We start from the raw sequence: 18,374 nt of genomic DNA, 5'->3' as shown, positions 1-18,374 counted from the left end.
CTTCACAAACTGCGGACAATGAGATTATATTGAAGGGTGGCAAGGCTTATGTAGGTCGCAGCCAAGGGAGAGATTCATGGGTTTGCTGAGTGCGATGCAGGGATTTGTGGTCATCGCCATCATCATCGGAACCGGATACGTCGCCGCACGTTTCAATATCGGCGGGCCCACCGCGCAAATGGTGTTGAATCGTTACGCGTTCTTCGTCACCAACCCGTTTCTGATGTTCGCAATCCTCTCCAAAGAACCGATTATGGAGATCTTCCATCCCTCGATTTTCGTCGCGTTCTTTTCGGCGCTGGCCGTCGGTGTGCTCTTCCTCATTCTGAACAAGCTTTTCTACCATATGGGACCGGCCGATGCGACGGTCGGCGCGCTCAATTCGCTGTATCTGAATTCCAACAATATCGGCTTGCCCATCGCTACCTACATTCTGGGCAACCCCGCGTTGGTCGCGCCGATCCTGGTGATGCAGCAGGCGATTTTCACGCCTATCGCGCTCACGGTTCTGGACTACACGACCACTGGCAAGATGTCGCTCAAGAAAGCACTGATGCAGCCGTTGCACCAGCCGCTTTTGATCGGCTCGCTGGGCGGGATTCTCGTTTCGGCCATAACCGCTTGGATCGGTTTTTATCCGATTCCGAAGTTCATTTACGACCCGGTCAACATGATCGGACAGGCCGCGGTGCCGATGATCCTGATGGCGTTCGGCATGTCGCTGCACGGCTCCCAGCCGATGCAGAACAAGAGTTCACGTTCCGCTGTCATCGGGGTCACGATTCTGAAGAACATCGTGATGCCGTTCATCGCTTTTTTGATTGCGTTCTTCATCATGGGTTTCCGCGGCAAGGTGCTCTACGCCTGCGTCGTGCTCGCGGCGCTGCCCGCTGGCCAGAACGTCTACAATTACGCGGCCCGCTACAACGTCGGCATGACCTTCGCCCGCGACGGCGTGCTGATTTCCACGGTTACCAGCCCTATCGTCATCGCCATCATCGCCGCGCTTTTAAGCTGAAAGCGGCAGAAGGATTCCGTCTGTCACCTGAGCAACAGCAGCGAAACCTCTAAATGGATTATCAACGTATCGGTACTGTGAAGACACAGCATTGAGAAGCATCTAAGCCGAATAATTCATTCCCTGCTACAAATGCAACAATCGGCAATCTTAAATGCACGTCATTCTGCGGTTATTTCCCAGACACAATAAGAAAACACAGCACTGAACCTCTAGTCATTCTGATTTTGTGTTCAATGCTGCAAACGTGAAGACCAGCCGCTTCAAATGCCGTTTATGCCGAATTCCAGGAACCGACAACATATCAGATATAAGCTATGCAAATCAAACGTAAGTTTGGATTCCGCCTTTGCCGACGCGAATCAAGGCGCCAATTACTTGTCGCGATAATCGTTGGCCAGGATATTGAGGCGCTCGACGAAGTGCGGCCAATCGGCGTTCATCGCGGTCAGCAACTTGCGCTTGGGCACCTCGTCGATCGGAATCCAAGCGATTTCCATGCTTTCGTCATCGTTGGGATGCGGATTGACCTCGTGGCCCGGCTTTTCGAAGGCGAAAACGGTGGTATAGGCCCAAGGCCCGTGCTCCTCGCGATGGGTGCCGACCACCTCGATATCCTCCGGGGTGATATTGGCTTCCTCGTAGCTTTCGCGCAACGCACCTTCGATCGGGCTTTCGCCGTCTGCGAGCGCACCCCCGGGAATGCCCCAGGTGCCGCCTTCGGCGCTCCACATCGCACGGTGCTGCATCACCACATCCGTGACCTCACCGGTTTCCTTGCTACGACGGGCGAGCAGGACTCCTGCGGCACCGTTCAGCCCCCAGTGCCGACGGCCGCACGCGCACTGCACCCAACCATCTCCGGGCTGGTGAACGTTGTCTTTCGGCGGAACCACCGACGCCGCCTGCGCTTTCGCCCTGGCTTTCGCAGCAACAGCTTTGGCCTTAGTTCTTGCAGATAGTGATTGAGTATCAGTATCAATATTCCCGATATTTGACTTGGTCTTCGCCGACGATGATTTGGTATCATGACGGACATTTCCGTCATTTGCTGAGGCCGAATCCTCAACATCAGCGGACCCCGGACCGCTCTCGGATTGCGGCGCGCTTCCCACAGCCTCTGAAACCGCATCATCCTGCAACTGCGAACCATCGGCAACTTGCGACGCAGCTTGTGCTTCCAGCTTCTCCGCTGCCACCTTGCCAAGGCCGGCGTTCCACAGATCCGTCCAAGCGACACCCATCTTCTCGACCATTCGACGAAGCAACGGCAGGCTCAAGCCAAGCACGCCGCTCGGGTCGCCGTCGACGCCGTCGATAAACGCACCGCCGAGGCCTTCCAACGTAAAGCAACCCGCCACTTCCAAGGGCTCACCCGACGCGATATACGCTTCGATGTCACGGTCGGAATAATCACCGAAACGTACCGTGGCATGGCTCGAAGCCAGTTCCTGCCGTCCGCTGGCGAAATCAATCAGGCAATGACCGGTCCACAGCTCCCCCGACTTGCCGCGCATCGCGCTCAGCCGTTCCCACGCAACTTCCGGGGTATGCGGCTTGCCCAGTGCCTCGCCCTGAAAAAGGAACATGGAATCGCAGCCGATAATCAACGGGCCGACTTTGGCTGCGGCGAACCCCGGGTGCTCGGCCAGCGCCTGTTTCATCGGCTCGGCCTCGACCGGCACCGAAACGCCGGAAAAATCGCGGGTCAACGTCGTCGGATCACCGTTCGCCGGTTTCGTCGGGCTTGGCTTACGCTCGGAGTTATCGTTCTGTTCTTCGGCCTCGAGCGGATAAGCCGTGACCTGCTCGCCGCCCGCGTCCCGAGCTGCCTGAGCAACCTGCTGATAAGCCTGATACACGCTCCATGCCTTGGCCTGCGCGAGAATCATCACGCGCTGCTCGCAGCTCAGAGACTCGACGGCCACTCCACGCGCCCTGGCCTCGGCGGCAACAGCAGCCGGCTCATCGACGTGCGAGACGTGAATGGTCGGGCTGATGCCGGCGGCATTGAGCACATTGCGCCGCGAAGGCGACTGCGAGGCGAGAATCAGGGGAATCGACATAACACTCCAAACATTTCAAGGGCACAACCGACATAAAACGAATCTAGGTCTACCCTACCCAAATTTCGCGGCAGATGTCAGGTCCAACCCAATAAATATGAGAAATTACGAACAATAACACTTCATTGTCGGCTTGGCTACAGGCTATAATTCGATCTCAACTTGAACGCCTTGCGCACTGACAGGAAGATGGAGGACGCGCCAGTGACCGCTTTCGAGCTGGGCAGCTGCAATCTCGTCGATTTCGATTGAGGCATCGCCGTAGTGGAGAACCAGAACACACGGGCCGGCTCCGGAGACGGCAGCGGCGAAACCCTTGGCGCGCAAGGTTTCAATCAGCTTCCATGAGGGGACCATTAGTCCTTTGCGATAAGGCTGGTGGAGCCTGTCTTGCGTGGCGGCGAACAGCAGGGCGTTGGAACGCGAGGCGATGGCTGGATTATCGCCTTGTGACTGGCCTTGCTGGAATCGGAAAGTCGAATTGTCGGCTCTGTCGTTTTCTTGAGGGGATTGAAGATGACCGGCAGCAAGGGCAGCGTCGGGGCCGGGCTTATCGCCGTTATCACGAACCGATGGCTCAACATTTGACGCTTGGCCCGTCGAACCGTTCATAACGCTTACCGGGTTCATCGCGGCCGGGAGCAACGCGACACGAGAGATGTTGAACACCGCATCCTTATATGGCAGCTTCTGAGGCAAGGCCTCGCGCGCCTTTTGCGTGGAAAGCTCGAAATCAGGGACGAAAACGGCAGCGGTCATGGCCTTCGCCACCGGATAGTTGACGGTGTGGAATCCGGCACGCAGCGGCTCGCCGCCCGGAATACCTACGCTTCCCACACCTTCCGCGGTCTCAAAATTCCACGAAACCGTGAGCCCGCCGTAGACCGCAGGGGCAACATTGTCGGGATGGCCTTCCATCGAGGCGGCCATCTGGAAAATCGTCTCGCGGTTGAAATCGGCGTCACCTTGCGCGAAAGCGGCCGCGGCGGCGATGCCGGCGACAATGGCCTCTGCCGAGGAACCCATGCCACGCGCCTGCGGAATGTTGTTCTGAGCTTCAAGGGTGAAACCAAAACGACGCAGACCGAACGCCTCGCAGGCTCGGCGGAAGGCCGAAACCACCAGATGCGTTTCGTCGCGGGGCAACGTATCCTCACCTTCGCCATGAATGATTACCTTGGCAGTGGTGCCGGAAAAGCCGGAAGGAATATGTTGGATGCATTGGCCACTTTGGCTTTGCTGTCCGAATTGGTCGGTCTTATTGGATTGGCCGGATTGGCTATGTTGGTCTTCTTGACCAACTTGGTAATCTTGGCCTTTACGATTCTCCTGATTATCTACCGGTTCGTTTTCGTTAATGGTAAATGTGAGCTCGTCGTGATAATCCAGCGCCAAGCCGACGGTGTCGAAACCGGAGCCCAGATTCGCGCTCGTGGCGGGCACGCGCACCTTGACCTGCCGAACTTTCGGTGCCATTCCTGCCATAACCGTCTCCTCGTCTAACGACTATTCACTATTACCAACCGATAGCAACAGGATAACGCCGCCGGCGCAAACACGGCAAAAGATGCCCACGGTTGCGGATCATTCCCTCGCGACTTTATCGAACGGTAAGTTTACCGTCAATAAAACCAAAAGAAATCAACGTATCGTGTGGGAACGAACGCGGGTCTAAATTTCAAACGCAGCAGGCCGATAACGAGCTAAGCCCTACATCTCACGCAAAATCGAAGGCTCGCCGACGACGAAATCGAACTTGCAAACGTCATCGACCGTCTCACGCAAGGTGGTTTCGCTGCACTGGTGGGTCACGACGCGCAGGGTCTGCAGCTCGCCCGAATAGCCGGGGTCGTGCGGGGTGGGCTTCAAGTCCTGGTTGATGCCGTTGATGGAGACGTTGTGGTCGGCGAAAGTCTTGGAAATCGCGGCAAGGATGCCGGGCCGGTCACAGATGCAGAACCGCACGGCAAACGCAGCGCGGGAGGAGCTCAACGGGGCCTTGGGCAGTTTCTGGTACATCGAAATCTGCGGGCCGGTGGCGCCTTGCACGATGTGCCGCGCGACGGTGACAACGTCACCCATAACTGCCGATGCCGTGGGAGCACCGCCCGCACCACGACCGTAGAACATCAGATCTTCAGCCGCCTGCGCATGCACGAATGCCGCGTTGTAGCTTCCGTGGACGCTGGCTAGCGGGTGGTCGTCGGGAATCAAAGCCGGATAGACGCGAGCGGAGACGCCGTCTTCATCGTCACGCACGACGGCAAGCAACTTGATGACCTTATGCTCGCCCTTTGCCAACGCGATGTCGTCGGCGGTAATATTTGTAATACCTTCCATGGTGACGTCATCGATGTTCACCGGGGTGTGGAACGCTAGCGAGGCCACGATAGCAGCCTTGTTCGCCGCGTCCTCACCCTCGACGTCACCGGTCGGATCGGCTTCGGCGTACCCCTTGGCCTGCGCGTCCTTCAAAGCCACCTCGAAACTGAGGCCTTTGGTGGTCATTTCGTCGAGAATGTAGTTGGTGGTGCCGTTGAGGATTCCCAAAACGCTGGTCACTTTGTCGCCCACCAACGACTCGCGCAGGGGACGGACCAGCGGAATCGCGCCGCCAACGGCCGCCTCGAAGTAGATATCGACGCCGTCCTCCTCGGCCGCGCGATAGATTTCCGGGCCATATTTCGCAAGCAACGCCTTGTTGGCCGTGACCACGGACGCGCCGCTATCGAGCGCCTTCAGAACCAGCGTACGAGCAGGTTCGAGGCCGCCGATGAGCTCGACCAGAATGTCGCTGTGGGTGGCGACGTATTTGGTGTCGGTGGTGAGCAGGGATTTATCGATCCAAGGAAAGGTGACTTTTTCGGGATTGCGGCAGGCGATTCCGGAAATTTCGAGCGGATGGCCGATGAGCTGCTGGAGTTCGTCCTTTTGCTCGGTAAGTATTCTTGCGACTTCGGAACCGACGGTTCCCACGCCCAGAAGACCTACGCGGATCGGGGTCGAATTGCTGTGAATGCCCTTGGGAAGGACTTCCGTTTGATTATCGTTGCTCTGTACGCGTTGCTGCCGCAAACCTTCCACCTGACCCATACCGCTCTCCCATTTCAACCGCTTTTACTGCACCGCACTTACATAGACTTATCAATCCTAGGAAACGAATTCGACAGACGGTTTTCAGGCGAATTCCATTGTAAGCTCACCTTGTCAGCTGACATCCAGAGCAAGCAGATCGTCAATGGTCTGGCGGCGAAGCATCAGGTGGGCGTCTTTATCGTCGACGGCGACGACGGCGGGAATCAAAGCCTGGTTGTAGTTGCTGGCCATCGTGCGGCCGTAGGCGCCGGTGACCGGAACCGCGAGAATGTCGCCGCGCTTGAGATCTTGGGGCAGACGGCATTCGTGGACGAGGATGTCGCCGGATTCGCAGTGCATGCCGACCACACGGGCAAGCATGGAATCCTTGAGATTGCCGTTTTCGTCTTTCGCGCCGCCGCAATCGCGGTTGGCGAGCAGAGCCGTGTAATCCGCGCCGTAGAGCGCAGGGCGGATGTTGTCGCTCATACCGCCGTCTACCGAAACGTAGGTGCGCTCGCTGATTGGGTTTCCGGCTTCGTCTTTCGTGTCTTCCGGCAACGCGACATGCTTGATGGTGCCGACGCGGTAAAGCGTGACGCCAGCAGGCGCGACAATCCAGCGGCCAGGTTCGAAAGAGATGACTGGGGCGGGCATGCCGAGCGCCTTGTTGATCGAGGTGACGGCCTGTGCGAGGCGGTCGAGCTCGACGTTGATATCCATGGAATCCTCGGCATCGGTGTAGGCCACGGAATAGCCGCCGCCCAAGTCCACCTCGGGCATCGTGTAGGCGTCAGTGGCATAGAAGGTCTTGCGCAAGAGCATCATGCGGCGCGCGGCCTCGATGAAGGCATTGGCGTCGTGGATCTGCGAGCCGATATGGGAATGGATACCGACGAGTTCGAGGTCTTCCTGACGGGAGTAGATGTCTTTGAGCACGGCGAGCGCAGGCCCGTCCGCAACGGCGTTCATCGCCTCGGCAAGTTTGCGTTCCTCGTCGGAGACCTTGACATGGCTCATGTCGTAAGGGTATTTGACCGAGTAATCGAGCTTGGGCTCGTATACGGTTTCTGCACCTGCAGTCGAGTTGGCTGCAGACGGATTTATTGGATTTTTCGAGCTGGAACTAGCGGTGTTTGCAGCAGAATCGTTGGCATTGGCATTGCCATGGCCACTTCCGGCACCAGCGTTTATAGCCGAACCGTTACCATCTCCCCCCTCGGCATCCGCACTTGCACCGCCGAGCTCGTCAATGATTCCAAGCACTTCCGGGCCGACGCCAGCCGGAAGCAGCGGCACACCGAATTTCTGGTCTTCGTGGGCGGTGGAGATGTATTCGTGGCCGCCGGCGTGGATGCCGGAGGTGACGCGCAACATGACGCGGGCGCGCTTGCCCAGACGATGCGCGATGGCGGCTATGCGCGCGGGTTCATCGGGCGAATCCACGACGATTTTCGAGAAGCCTTCTTTGATGGCCAGTTCGATCTCCTCGTCGGATTTGTTGTTGCCGTGCAGCACCAGCCTGCGGCCCGGAGCGCCGGCGGCGAGCGCGATTCTGATCTCCCCCATCGAACAGGTGTCGACGTGCATGCCGGCCTTTGTCACGATGCGCACGATCTCCTTGGAAAGGAACGCTTTGCCCGCGAAACTGACGTGGGTGGTGTTGGTATTGAACGCCTTCGCTGCGGCGGCAACGAATTTCTGCGCACGGTTACGCACCTCGTCCGTATCAATCAAGTAAAGCGGCGAGCCGAACTCATCCAGCAACGACGCGGCGCTGTGCCCGTGGAACGTCAGTTCGCCATTATCGTTGAACGCGGTCGCTTCCGGCCAAATCGGAGTGATGCCCATATCTTTCGTCTCTTCTTCCCATTGATCACCATATTTCAAGCTGTACATAACGATAGCGAATCAACATGAAAAATGAATCGCTTTCTCAGCCTATGACTTGGAATGTAATCTCATATTCCAAAATCATTTTCGATCGATGAGACCATATCGCGTTCATCTAACCAACATTCAAATTCGTAGAATCCCGCCAAAACCGAAATTTCGACGGGATTCTGCGGTTCTTAAATAATGCGAACTATCACATCTTGTCAGGCGCAGTTACACCTAGCATCGCAAGGCCGGAGGCAATGACGCGCTGGACGGCGTCATTCAACTGCAGACGCGCTGCTGCACGGGCCGGTCCCGGGTTCTTGGCGATGCATGCGGCTTCGAGCTTGGTAGCGTCCTTTTCGCGGGCCTCGAGGTCGGTCAGGTCCATCGGCACCACACGTTCGAGGTTGTACCACTTGTGATACGTACCGGCGAGCGCTTCGAGATAATGCGCGATCTTGTGTGGGGCGCGCAAGTCGCCGGCCTCGGAGACAATGGACGGCCACTGGGCCAAAGCACCCAGAACCTCGCCGTCAGCAGGAGTGTCGAGCAGCGACAAATCGGCGGCATTCGCGTCGATCTTCGCGGCTTCGGCGTTGCGGTCGACGTTGCAACTGCGGGCATGCGCATACTGAACGTAATACACTGGATTCTCGTTGGTGTGCGAAGCAAGCACGTCGAGGTCGATGTCGACGCTGGTGTTGTAGTCGGTGCGCGCGAGCGAATAGCGCGCGGCATCCACGCCCACGGCCTCCACCAGGTCGTCGATGGTGACGACGTTGCCGGCACGCTTGGACATGCGCACGGCCTTGCCGTCCTTCATCACGTTGACCATCTGGCCGATGAGGATCTGCATGTTCTCGCCGGGCTTGTCGCCGAACGCGGCGCACATCGCCATCATGCGGCCGATGTAGCCGTGGTGGTCGGCGCCGAGCATGTAAATCGCGATATCGGCAGGCGCGGAAGGCGAGCCCGCACGGTGACGCTTGTTGTAGTAATAGGCGATGTCGGCGGCGAAGTAGGCATACTCGCCGTTGGACTTGATGATGACGCGATCCTTGTCGTCGCCGTGCTTGGTGGAGGCGAACCAGGTGGCTCCGTCCTTCTCGTAGATGTCGCCCTGCTCGCGCAACTTGGCGATGGCCTCCTCCACTGCACCGTCCTGATACAGGCTGTTTTCATGGAACCACACGTCGAAGTTGACGCGGAAATCCTTCATGGACTGCTGGATTTCGGCGAACATCATCGGCACCGCGCGCTTTCGGAACTCCTCGCGCTGCTCGGAATCGCCCTCGCCGAGCGGATTGCCATCCTTGTCCTTGCCACCATCGACGCGCGGCAGGTTCAGCACGTCAACGCCATCTGCCTTGGCTTCGGCGATGACACGGTCGGCAATTTCGTTGATATACGTGCCCTTGTAGCCATCGGACGGGGTCTCCTCACCGTGAGCCGCAGCAACAAGCGATTTGGCGAAACGGTTGATCTGCTCGCCATGGTCGTTGAAGTAGTATTCGCGTACCACCTTGGCACCGTTGGCTTCGAGCACACGGGCCATGGAGTCGCCGGTCGCCGCCCAGCGTACGCCGCCGATGTGGATTGGGCCGGTCGGATTGGCCGAGACGAATTCAAGATTCAAGGTCTTGCCGCCCAAGTGGTCGTTCAGGCCGAATTCCGTGGAATGAACGGTTTTCGCCTCAGTCTCAGTGCCGGCAGCTTCGGTATCACTGTCCTTGCCCTTCCAGACTTCGACACCCTTATCAACGGGCTCCATCTCAACGCCCTGCTCGAGAATCTGCGAAACCACGGCGGCCGCCGAAGCGGAATCCAGCGTGATATTGATGAAACCGGGGCCTGCGACCTCGACAGAGGCAATGCCATCGGCGTCCCGCAGTTTCGCCGCAAATGCCTCGGCCAAATCGCGCGGCTTCATACCGGCCTTCTTGGCCAGTTGCATCGCCACGTTCGACGACCAATCGCCGTGCGCACGGTCCTTCGGCCGCATCACCGCCAGCTTTTCAACCGCCGGAATCAAATCAACGGTCAGCTCGCCGGCATCCCCCGCCGAAACCAACTCATGTGCAATATCGGAAATAAGTTCACTTAACGCTTCTGGATTCATGTTCCACAGTCTAGCGTGCCGAGTGAACCAACTGGGCCACAGACCAATGACCGGAGCCGATCGATAGTATCACCACTTTTACACGGCAGCAGCCTTGATACAGACTGCGATCTCATTTGTTATCGCCACCCCAACGCCATCACCAAACCTGTGCCATGCCCCCCCCAAAAAAAACCGGTTTCAGCGCACATTCATCAACTCGGAGAAAGCAAAGCGATGCACCGAGATTCTTAAAAAACGGAAGCTCCGGAAAAGGCAAACGGAAATCTCCAGTTCTTATATTTGCCGTTGACGATATCGGGAACCAAACTGCCATACAGAAAAAGAAAGAATATGCCGAAGGCGGGCTCCCAATTGCCATCCTTCCAATAATGATTCAAAGCGAGAACAAGGCCAATGACGAAAACCACTAGCGCAATACCGACCATGAACCAGGAAAAACCTTTGAGCAAATGGAAGTTCCGCCTTGAAAAGTTCCGTACGCAAGCCACCATGATCGCAACCTCTACCAAGCAGACAACACCGCAGGCAATCAATCCAAGGCAACCGGGCATATCTGTTGGAACAACGACCATGCACACCGCTCCGAAGGCGAACGCAAACACTGCAGCTCCAACAATCTGCGCCGCAAACTGGCACATCAGCTTGCGATCCGGGCGATAACCGAAACCCGGCTCCGTAATCCACAAGCCGTCATCGGTCTCGTCATTGAAACACATTTCGTCGCCGTGCTGGCGGGCACCGTTGTCCTCGCCGATGCTGGCCACCTTGGGGCCGGTCCGGTAGGTCGGCACACCAACTTTGATGCGGTTTTCCGGAGCGTAAGGAGACTGTTCGGAGTGGCCGGTCAAAAACATGTCGATCGTCTGCTGCACGCCCTCGCCGTTGCCGACGGCAAGCTCGCGCGCGTATTCCTCAGCGCGGCCCAGTGACCACGCCATGTCCATCATGGCCTGCAAAGCCTGCGCATACGTCTCATAAAATCCGACGTGGTAGAGCTCGCAACGTTCGCGGAAATAATACACGAACCATTTGTTGTCGCATTTCGCGAGCCCGACGCTCCTACCGTGGCGCTCCATCGTTCCACACGCGAAATTCTCCTCGCCTACGCAATCGGCGATGGACTGCGGCACCTTCCATTCCGGACCGTCGTAGGAGGTGGCGAGATTCCTGATAATCGCCGGGCGCGTGGATTGTGGGTTCTTCATTTCCAGTGCCAAATAAAGCACGGCACTCTGCGGCTTTTTGACACCGACCAATTCGTTGTTCCTATGATTGACGACGCGGCCGACAGTGTACTCACGGCCTTTGGCAGAATAGGTAAACCGATACGTCGCGTGGCTTGAAACGGAGCCCACAACATCGTTTGGCCGCCTCGTACTTGCGGACGAATGCGCGGGAGAACACTCGATTACGTCACCTTGATCGAATACTTCGTATCCCGTAACAGCGGCAACGGCCTTGAGCGCACCCAGCCAATCACGTTTCGCATCCACCGATTCGGGAATGCTCAGCGCCGGACTAATTCCGTTATCGTTGACGCTGTCATCCTCGTCGCCAAGTCGATCATCTTCCATAAAGGCTACGATACCTTCTTTTTTACGTTTGGTTTCAGCAAGCTTCATCAACACGACTCAAACTGCAGACTCAAAGTTGGAAAGGGACACATCGACAAAAGCAAAAGAGGTTATTTTTAAAAACGCTAAATGCGACGTGGGAAGTTGGCGAACGTCGTGTTCAACGCATTGGATCAGGAAATCGCAGTCATATTGTAGCCGGCTATTCCAGCAGCCAATCGACCAGGTTGACGCCTTGGATGCCGTTGGTGCTGTAAGGGACTCATCTAGGGAGAGCACCGTCTTGCGATAGTTGTCATCGATTTTGGCAAGCACTCCGAACTCGCGGTCTCGCGTCTGTTCGTCGGCGACCAGATAGGAGACTGATAATATTCGGTCTCACCATTTCGGCGCGCGATGAAATCGAAAAGCTTAAAATGCACTGAAAACTTTTGGAATTTGATGGAAAGTTTAAAGTACAGTTTAAACTCTTATGAATTTTGAAAGAAGTTTAAAGTATATTGAAAACTTTTCGCGACGAGGCAGATAGTTTTTCAGTACGATTAAAACTTATTATTAGATAACGGTTTTATTCGCGTTCAACGGTTCGCGTAGTATTGAGATTGTAATGAGTACTTCGAGGAAGACGAACTATGGGAATTCTGAATGGCGGATTGAAAGCGGAACGTCACAACTATGCAACGACAGCGGACGAAACGTACAAGGCCATGCTCGACTTGTTGCGCAACAGCAAAACATTCACATTGAAGGCTCGCAATGACAAGAAGCAGGCGTGCATCTTCACCACAGGCGTCACCGCATTTGCATGGGGCGAAGACCTTGTGGCGACTGTGGATGCGGCCGACACAGGCTCAAGTGTGAGCGCACTGGTGCGTTCCAAGACGAAGCATGCGCCACTCACCCAGATCCACAAGAACAAAAAGGACATCGAACTGTTCTTCAGCGAACTCGACCAAAAGCTGGGTTCGGCATCGGCGCAATAGAGACGATAACGGCGGGATGAAGACGGCCTAGATGCTGGATCGACGCAAAGAGGCGCTGATAAAGCACAGAATAGTGACGGCTTAAACGCGGAATAGACGTAAAACAGGCATAGACTAAACGCGCAAAGTAAGCACAAAACAGAAGACAGACAAACCAATATTGGTGTAACTTTGTGGGCCCAACGGGATTCGAACCCGCGACCTTTCGCTCCGGAGGCGAACGCTCTATCCAGCTGAGCTACGGACCCAAACAACTTTTACAGCATAGCACCGCAACCGACCAACGGCGTGGCTTCGACGGTTGGCTGCAGGACATCCTCCGTCGCTCTGACGGCATCCTTGAAAGCCAGCTCAGCGACTCCGAATCATCGCCAAACCAGCATACTTTGCGTCACGATGCAAACCGATACAGCAGAAAAGGCTCGAAAATGAGCATTCACAGACATTTCTAGCGTTTCGGCTCGCATATATGCACAGGAAAGTGCACAATGCCACCATTTCGTCTAGACTTGGAATATGTCTCCTGAAATGAACGATTTTGAATTCGACCGGCGGTTCTTCTGCCGGACCATGCCTGCGGAATTGGATGACGGCAGCGCACCGACACTGATTGTGCAGAGCTATTACGTTCACTCCGACAACTACGCGCTGCGTGTGCGCCTGACGAGCCGGAAAAATCGCATCGAGATGAACGCCAATACCGACGCGATGGCTGTGCTCGACCAATACCGGGACGACTTCTCCGAAGCGTCCGTGGCCATCAAAGGACCGTCCGTGGGTGGCACCCGTTATGAGGCCGAGCGCGAGATTGATGCCGACATTGCGGCGGAACTGATCAAACGCGGCGGACAGATTATCATCAAAAACCGCTTCGCCGCATGGATCGGCGAGGATGGTTGGGACATCGACGTGTTCGGCGGTTCCAACGCACCGCTCGTCGTGGCTGAAGCCAAGCGTTCGAGGCCGGTGACAAACCTCATCATCCCGGATTTCTGCGTCACCGAAATCACCGATCAGGCTCGTTTCTCCAACGATGGTCTCGCCGGCAGACCTTTCAGCACCTGGAGCGCAGACTTCGAGCGCGAGCTGGCCGAACAGGGCCCACACTTCGAACAGATCTACGGCCACAACCGGCACGAATCATCAACCTCCGAAGCATCTTTCTGACGGCAGCGTCACAAACATGCACGTTAGCTGATCCTAAGTGCACTTTTCCGACGCTACTGTCGGAAAAGTGCATTCTGGCGATTCTATAACGCATGTTTTTGACGGCAGCGTCGCAAACATGCATCTTACGAAAAGCAAAGTGCACTTCTCTGACAGTGGCGTCAGAAAAGTGCACTTTTGAGGATTGGAAACGATGAGCAGATTCAGGCTCGGAACATCAGCATCAAGTGATGTCACCAAACCGAATTGGCCTTAGTACATCAACGTGGAGAGGCGACGGCGGGCGGCTTTGAGACGCGGGTCGTCGGGCTCGGGGATGACGAAGTACTCGAGCAGACGCTTGCGCACCGGTTCCAAATCGGCCTTGTGACCGGCTGCGAGGAAATCAAGCAGCCGCGAGAACGCGTCCTCGATCTGTCCGCCGATCATGTCGACATCAGCGACGGCGAGCTGCGCGTCCACATCGTCGGGATGTTCGGCCGCGGTAGCACGCACCTCGCGTACATCAGCGCTGCCGGAACGGGCCAGCAGCAGGGCCTTGGAACGCTCACACGCGGCCAAGGTGTCGTTCGGGTTCGCTTCAAGTACTTGCGCATAGGCTTCGGCGGCACCGGCATAGTCGCCGTCAGCCGCAAGCTGATGGGCTTGCTGGTGCTCGGGCGGCACCTGCTCGGCCGCACCGGCACCATCTTCGCCTGCAGCCGCATCGGCGTCCGGGTCACCGGAATACGGGGCGGTTCCAGTCACACCGGCCTGCTGGGCCAGCTGCACAATTTGCGGCAGCAAGGTATCGGTGATCTGCGTCAGCTCTTCATCGCTCGGCAGTCCCTCAAGAATCGGCATCGGCCGCCCGCCAATGAGCGCGAACAGCGCCGGCGCACCCTTGATCTGGAAGGCCTGGGCAATGCCGGGCTCGGCATTGATGTCGACGCGAGCGAGCTGCACTTGCCCTTTCATACCATTGATGGCGTCACCCAACGTCTTCGCCATCTTGAAAAGACGGTCGTCGGTCGGAATCCAAAGCAACAGCACCACCGGATAAGTGGCGGAAGTCTGCAAAACAGCCTGGAACGTGGCCTCGGAGACGTCAATGACGTAACCGCCAGCGCTCGGCGCGCCACCGGCCTGACCCGGCTCGGCCTGCACCTGATGCTTGATTGAACTCAGGTCGACCGCGCCTGCCAATGAAATGCCCGGATTCGACTGAGGATTGTTTGCTGCTGCCAAAAGTGCCTTCTTTCTCGCTGCGCCATTGCGACGCAGGACTTGCTACCTACCCAAAACGTATATAACAATGCCTAATCTACCTGCCGCCCGTCCCTGCAAGCCGCCGCTTTGCCTGACGGCAGACCGGGACTCAGAGCGCTTCGACCTTGATCGGCTGGCGCTCGGCACCCACGGCGACCACCTTTTTGCCCGACTTGGCGGGCGGCACATAAAAAGCCAGAACGTTGACATAGGTCACTTTCATGGTGCCGGTGGCCTTGCCCTGGCCGAAAAGCGCACGTTCGGCATCGCTGGCAGGCTGGGATTCGCGGCCTTCGCCGGCGGTACGCGTCCATTCCGAATTGATTTGGGCAACCACCAGGTCACCACCCTCGGTGGAGCGCATCACGGCAATCTGGTCTTTGACCGGGGTGAAGGTCTGCGTCTGCGTGCCATGATTGCGCTCCATACCCTGCTGGACCGTTGTGGAAAGCTTGGCAAGATCGTCGCGGAAATAATCACTGTCGAATTTCGAAGCGAACTTGCTCTGCTGGCCGTGCGTCAACACATCCGCATAATCGTCCACCGTCTGCAGCGGGGAAAGCGGAAGGCCCGAATCATCCGCGGACCCCATGCTTGCCCCGATGGAGGGGATGGCGAATTCCGGCAACTTCGCGCCTTGGAAGAGCCTCACGACACCCCACAGCTTGTAATTGCTGCGTGGGCTCGCCTGGGTCATCACCAGCAGGCGCTTGGACTGCTGATCCTGCGTGGTGGTGGTAATCGAGAAAACGGAACGCGGCCAGCCGGACTGGGTGGGAATGATCGTCTGCGCGATGTCCTTGGGAATGGTGGCCTTCGGGTCCATTGCCCCAGTGGCCTGCGCAATCGACAGTTCGCTGGTCCGCACTTCAAGGGCCGGCCCGGTGACGCGCTCCGAAAGCCCGTCGGGGGTCTTGGCCTTGTCCGAAGCGTCCAGGACGTCGAGGACCGTCTTGCGTATTGCCTTTTCCTGTCCTTCGGTGATGTCCGGGGTCTGGGTGGAGGATTCGGCTCCTTGCGGTTGCGGGGTTGATTCGCCGCACGCAGCAGCGCCTACCATGGTTGCCGCTGCTAGCACCACGGCCGTCAAAGTTTTCAACAGTTTTTTCGTGCTCATGCGTTCTCTCCGTCCCCGTTCACATTCGGCGTCTCACCGGTTGCCTCTGACGTGGCCTGGGCGGTGCCGGCCCCATCGTTCGTATCGCTGTCTGACCCCTCTTCGGAATATAACCGGGCGAAATAATCACGAAGGTCGTTTTCGGAAATCACCGTGGTCTTGGCCTGCGCGTGGTTTTTGTCGATCAATTCATCGGCGCTTGAGGTTGTGCGAACCTTGCCGTTTTGAGCGTTGGCGTGTTCGGCGTCACTGGACTCGACGTTGCCTTCGGGGCGCTCGAGCGACACGGCCACGTTGGCATCTCTATAGTCGGTGCTCTGATCTTCATGACCATTGGCATTGCCGTGGTCGTCACTGCTGCTTTGACTATTGGCAGTATCGACATTGCCATGGTTGTTGTCATTATCGTGATTGACTAAATTACTGTAATCACCAAAGACATCATTGCCGCCATGTTCGACCGTGGCATGCCGTGAATGCCTGCCGACGTGAGCCGCCGACACTGCAGCATCCGACTCGGATTCCTGCTCCGGCTTGCCGCGATGCCGCGCAAACCGACTCATATCGTGATTGTTTTCATCAGTATTTACAGCACCCGCGTCCTCGGAAGCCTGCTCAGAGGATGTATCCGTCGCTACCGCAGATTCGCTGGAACTTTCCGGCTCGGCACTCTGAGATTGAACGGTTTGTGCTTCACTGGTCGTGATTTCGCTTGTGTCCTCGATCGTTTGGGGCTGGAAAGCAGACGTCTCCTTCTGGGCATTCTGGGCAGAATCGCCGGGGGCCGGATTATTCTGGTCCGCATCCGCAGCATTGTGGTCGGGAACTTCCTCGGCACCTTCCCCTGCATTCTTGGCATCCGCTGCATCCGCTGTGTCCTCGGCGTTTTCATCAGTATCGTTCTGCATCTGCATATCGGCCACGAGATTGCGTCTGGTCGGGTCGATGATGCTGGGTGCCGAAACGTCGACATCCGAAAGTCCGGCATCCGAGCTCACGGATAGCAATGGCCCGTCGTTCAACGCCGCTCCCGTGCCACGCTCATCTGAAGACGCGGTGCTCGAACCAGCACCCGCAAGGTCGGAGGGTTGGATCTTATGAGACGGACGATGGTTATGGCTCGAATGGGTCAGGCTTGTCTTGAGCACGGCGATGCTGCCGGTCATGGCCTCCGAAATGGAGACCTCCTCGGCCTTCGCCTTCTCGCGCACTTCACGGCGCTTTTTACGCTTGCGTTTGAACGATTCGTTCGCCATAATCGCAAAGATCGAAGCAGACAGTACGGTCAACGCGACACACACAATCGCGGCGGCAAAGAACGGCATGGCGTGGTTAGGCACCCGGTCGCGCACCCAATGCATGGTGATGGTGACGCTCGGTTTCGCGGACTTCTGGGCCGACGCCCCCATATCGACGATCATCACCTGATCGCTTTTCACATCATTGAGATTCAAGGTAATCGCGGAATCGCCGCACTTCACGTTCGTCCACATATCCGAATCCTTGAACGCCACTTCGCCGTCGCCTTGTGTAGCGGCAATTTTCGGCCCGGTCGCGGTTTTCGTGGAAAGCGCCTTCCAACCATTCAGTCCGGTGACGCGGGTGTAGTCCTGGCCGGCCAGCCAGCCGGTGGCGTCCTTGGCGTTGCCCAAGGCCACGCAGGTCTGGGTTGCGGATTCGGCGTTTTCGTTTGTATCGGATTTGGATGAAGACTCTGCCGCGTTGCCCTGAGTGCCCACTTTGACATTGACCGATTTGGCAAGCAGGTTCAACATTCCCGAATCGGTGACGATATAGCGCGTTCCGGAAATCGAAGTGCTCGCGCTCACCTCACGCGCAGGTTTCCAAACGGTCATATTCAAGGTGCCCAAGACGATAAACAGCACTGCGAGCAACCCGAAAACGGGCGCGACGACACCACGCATGACAGTCGCGTGTTTGGTCGGCTTTGCGTTGTGTTTATGCTGTTTATCGTGTGTTGAAGTCATATCGCCTTATATTCTACAGGGCCTATCCGATAGAAGTCTGGGAAAAACGTTCCTCATCGAAGCCGAATAACAATAATCCATGTCCCCGAATCGCTATCATTCCTTGAAAAATCCGCGATACAACTTTCGCCGATT

The 18,374-nt window shown here is 57.0% G+C and carries 11 protein-coding genes, 1 tRNA gene and 2 pseudogenes; 3 read left to right on the top strand and 11 right to left on the bottom strand.

Annotation, left to right across the window (positions count from 1 at the left end; all coding sequences use genetic code 11):
• The first annotated feature begins 76 nt into the window (after positions 1 to 76).
• Entirely contained in the window at positions 77 to 1,018 is a 942-nt protein-coding gene (locus tag OZX67_RS01690; protein WP_277143576.1) for an AEC family transporter, read from the top strand.
• A 374-nt stretch (positions 1,019 to 1,392) separates the two neighbouring features.
• Here the strand turns inward: OZX67_RS01690 and OZX67_RS09600 are convergent.
• The 7 genes and pseudogenes from OZX67_RS09600 to OZX67_RS01660 form a co-directional block, all read right to left on the bottom strand.
• Positions 1,393 to 1,911, bottom strand: a pseudogene (locus OZX67_RS09600) (NUDIX domain-containing protein); the annotation flags it as partial.
• A 363-nt stretch (positions 1,912 to 2,274) separates the two neighbouring features.
• A pseudogene (locus OZX67_RS09595) lies at positions 2,275 to 3,084 on the bottom strand (nucleoside triphosphate pyrophosphatase); the annotation flags it as partial.
• A gap of 144 nt (positions 3,085 to 3,228) precedes the next feature.
• Positions 3,229 to 4,560, bottom strand: coding sequence for a homoserine kinase (locus OZX67_RS01680; protein WP_277144827.1), 1,332 nt, complete (start codon positions 4,558 to 4,560; stop codon positions 3,229 to 3,231).
• Positions 4,561 to 4,794: 234 nt separating this feature from the next.
• Positions 4,795 to 6,102, bottom strand: coding sequence for a homoserine dehydrogenase (locus tag OZX67_RS01675; protein ID WP_277144825.1), 1,308 nt, complete (start codon positions 6,100 to 6,102; stop codon positions 4,795 to 4,797).
• Positions 6,103 to 6,291: 189 nt separating this feature from the next.
• Positions 6,292 to 8,010, bottom strand: coding sequence for a diaminopimelate decarboxylase (locus tag OZX67_RS01670; RefSeq protein WP_277143572.1), 1,719 nt, complete (start codon positions 8,008 to 8,010; stop codon positions 6,292 to 6,294).
• A gap of 238 nt (positions 8,011 to 8,248) precedes the next feature.
• Positions 8,249 to 10,159, bottom strand: a complete 1,911-nt coding sequence (gene argS / locus OZX67_RS01665) for an arginine--tRNA ligase (RefSeq protein WP_277143569.1) — start codon at positions 10,157 to 10,159, stop codon at positions 8,249 to 8,251.
• A 230-nt stretch (positions 10,160 to 10,389) separates the two neighbouring features.
• A complete protein-coding gene (locus OZX67_RS01660; protein WP_277143567.1) occupies positions 10,390 to 11,736 on the bottom strand; it encodes a hypothetical protein in 1,347 nt (448 codons plus the stop codon).
• A gap of 632 nt (positions 11,737 to 12,368) precedes the next feature.
• Here OZX67_RS01660 and OZX67_RS01655 point away from each other — a divergent pair.
• On the top strand, positions 12,369 to 12,719 hold the full coding sequence (locus OZX67_RS01655) for a hypothetical protein (protein WP_277143565.1): 351 nt from the start codon (positions 12,369 to 12,371) through the stop codon (positions 12,717 to 12,719).
• Between the two features lie 174 nt (positions 12,720 to 12,893).
• On the opposite strand, the gene OZX67_RS01650 is transcribed toward OZX67_RS01655, so the two are convergent.
• Positions 12,894 to 12,967: transfer RNA gene (locus tag OZX67_RS01650), tRNA-Arg, on the bottom strand.
• Between the two features lie 268 nt (positions 12,968 to 13,235).
• Between OZX67_RS01650 and OZX67_RS01645 the strand changes: the two genes are divergently transcribed.
• A complete protein-coding gene (locus tag OZX67_RS01645) occupies positions 13,236 to 13,886 on the top strand; it encodes a hypothetical protein (protein ID WP_277143563.1) in 651 nt (216 codons plus the stop codon).
• A 252-nt stretch (positions 13,887 to 14,138) separates the two neighbouring features.
• On the opposite strand, the gene OZX67_RS01640 is transcribed toward OZX67_RS01645, so the two are convergent.
• The 3 genes from OZX67_RS01640 to OZX67_RS01630 form a co-directional block, all read right to left on the bottom strand.
• Complete coding sequence (locus tag OZX67_RS01640; RefSeq protein WP_277143561.1) at positions 14,139 to 15,113, bottom strand: tetratricopeptide repeat protein; 975 nt, start codon at positions 15,111 to 15,113, stop codon at positions 14,139 to 14,141.
• A gap of 130 nt (positions 15,114 to 15,243) precedes the next feature.
• Positions 15,244 to 16,194 carry a hypothetical protein gene (locus OZX67_RS01635; RefSeq protein WP_277144823.1) on the bottom strand — a complete coding sequence of 317 codons (951 nt, stop codon included), beginning with the start codon at positions 16,192 to 16,194 and terminating at the stop codon, positions 15,244 to 15,246.
• A 53-nt stretch (positions 16,195 to 16,247) separates the two neighbouring features.
• Positions 16,248 to 18,239 (bottom strand): hypothetical protein, encoded by a 1,992-nt coding sequence (locus OZX67_RS01630; RefSeq protein WP_277143559.1) that lies wholly within the window; start codon positions 18,237 to 18,239, stop codon positions 16,248 to 16,250.
• Between the last annotated feature and the right edge of the window lie 135 nt (positions 18,240 to 18,374).

The organism is Bifidobacterium sp. ESL0728, assembly GCF_029392015.1.
GTDB lineage: Bacteria > Actinomycetota > Actinomycetes > Actinomycetales > Bifidobacteriaceae > Bifidobacterium.
The sequence above is the reverse complement of the archived record's forward strand: the minus strand, read 5'-3'. Positions and strand labels throughout refer to the sequence as shown.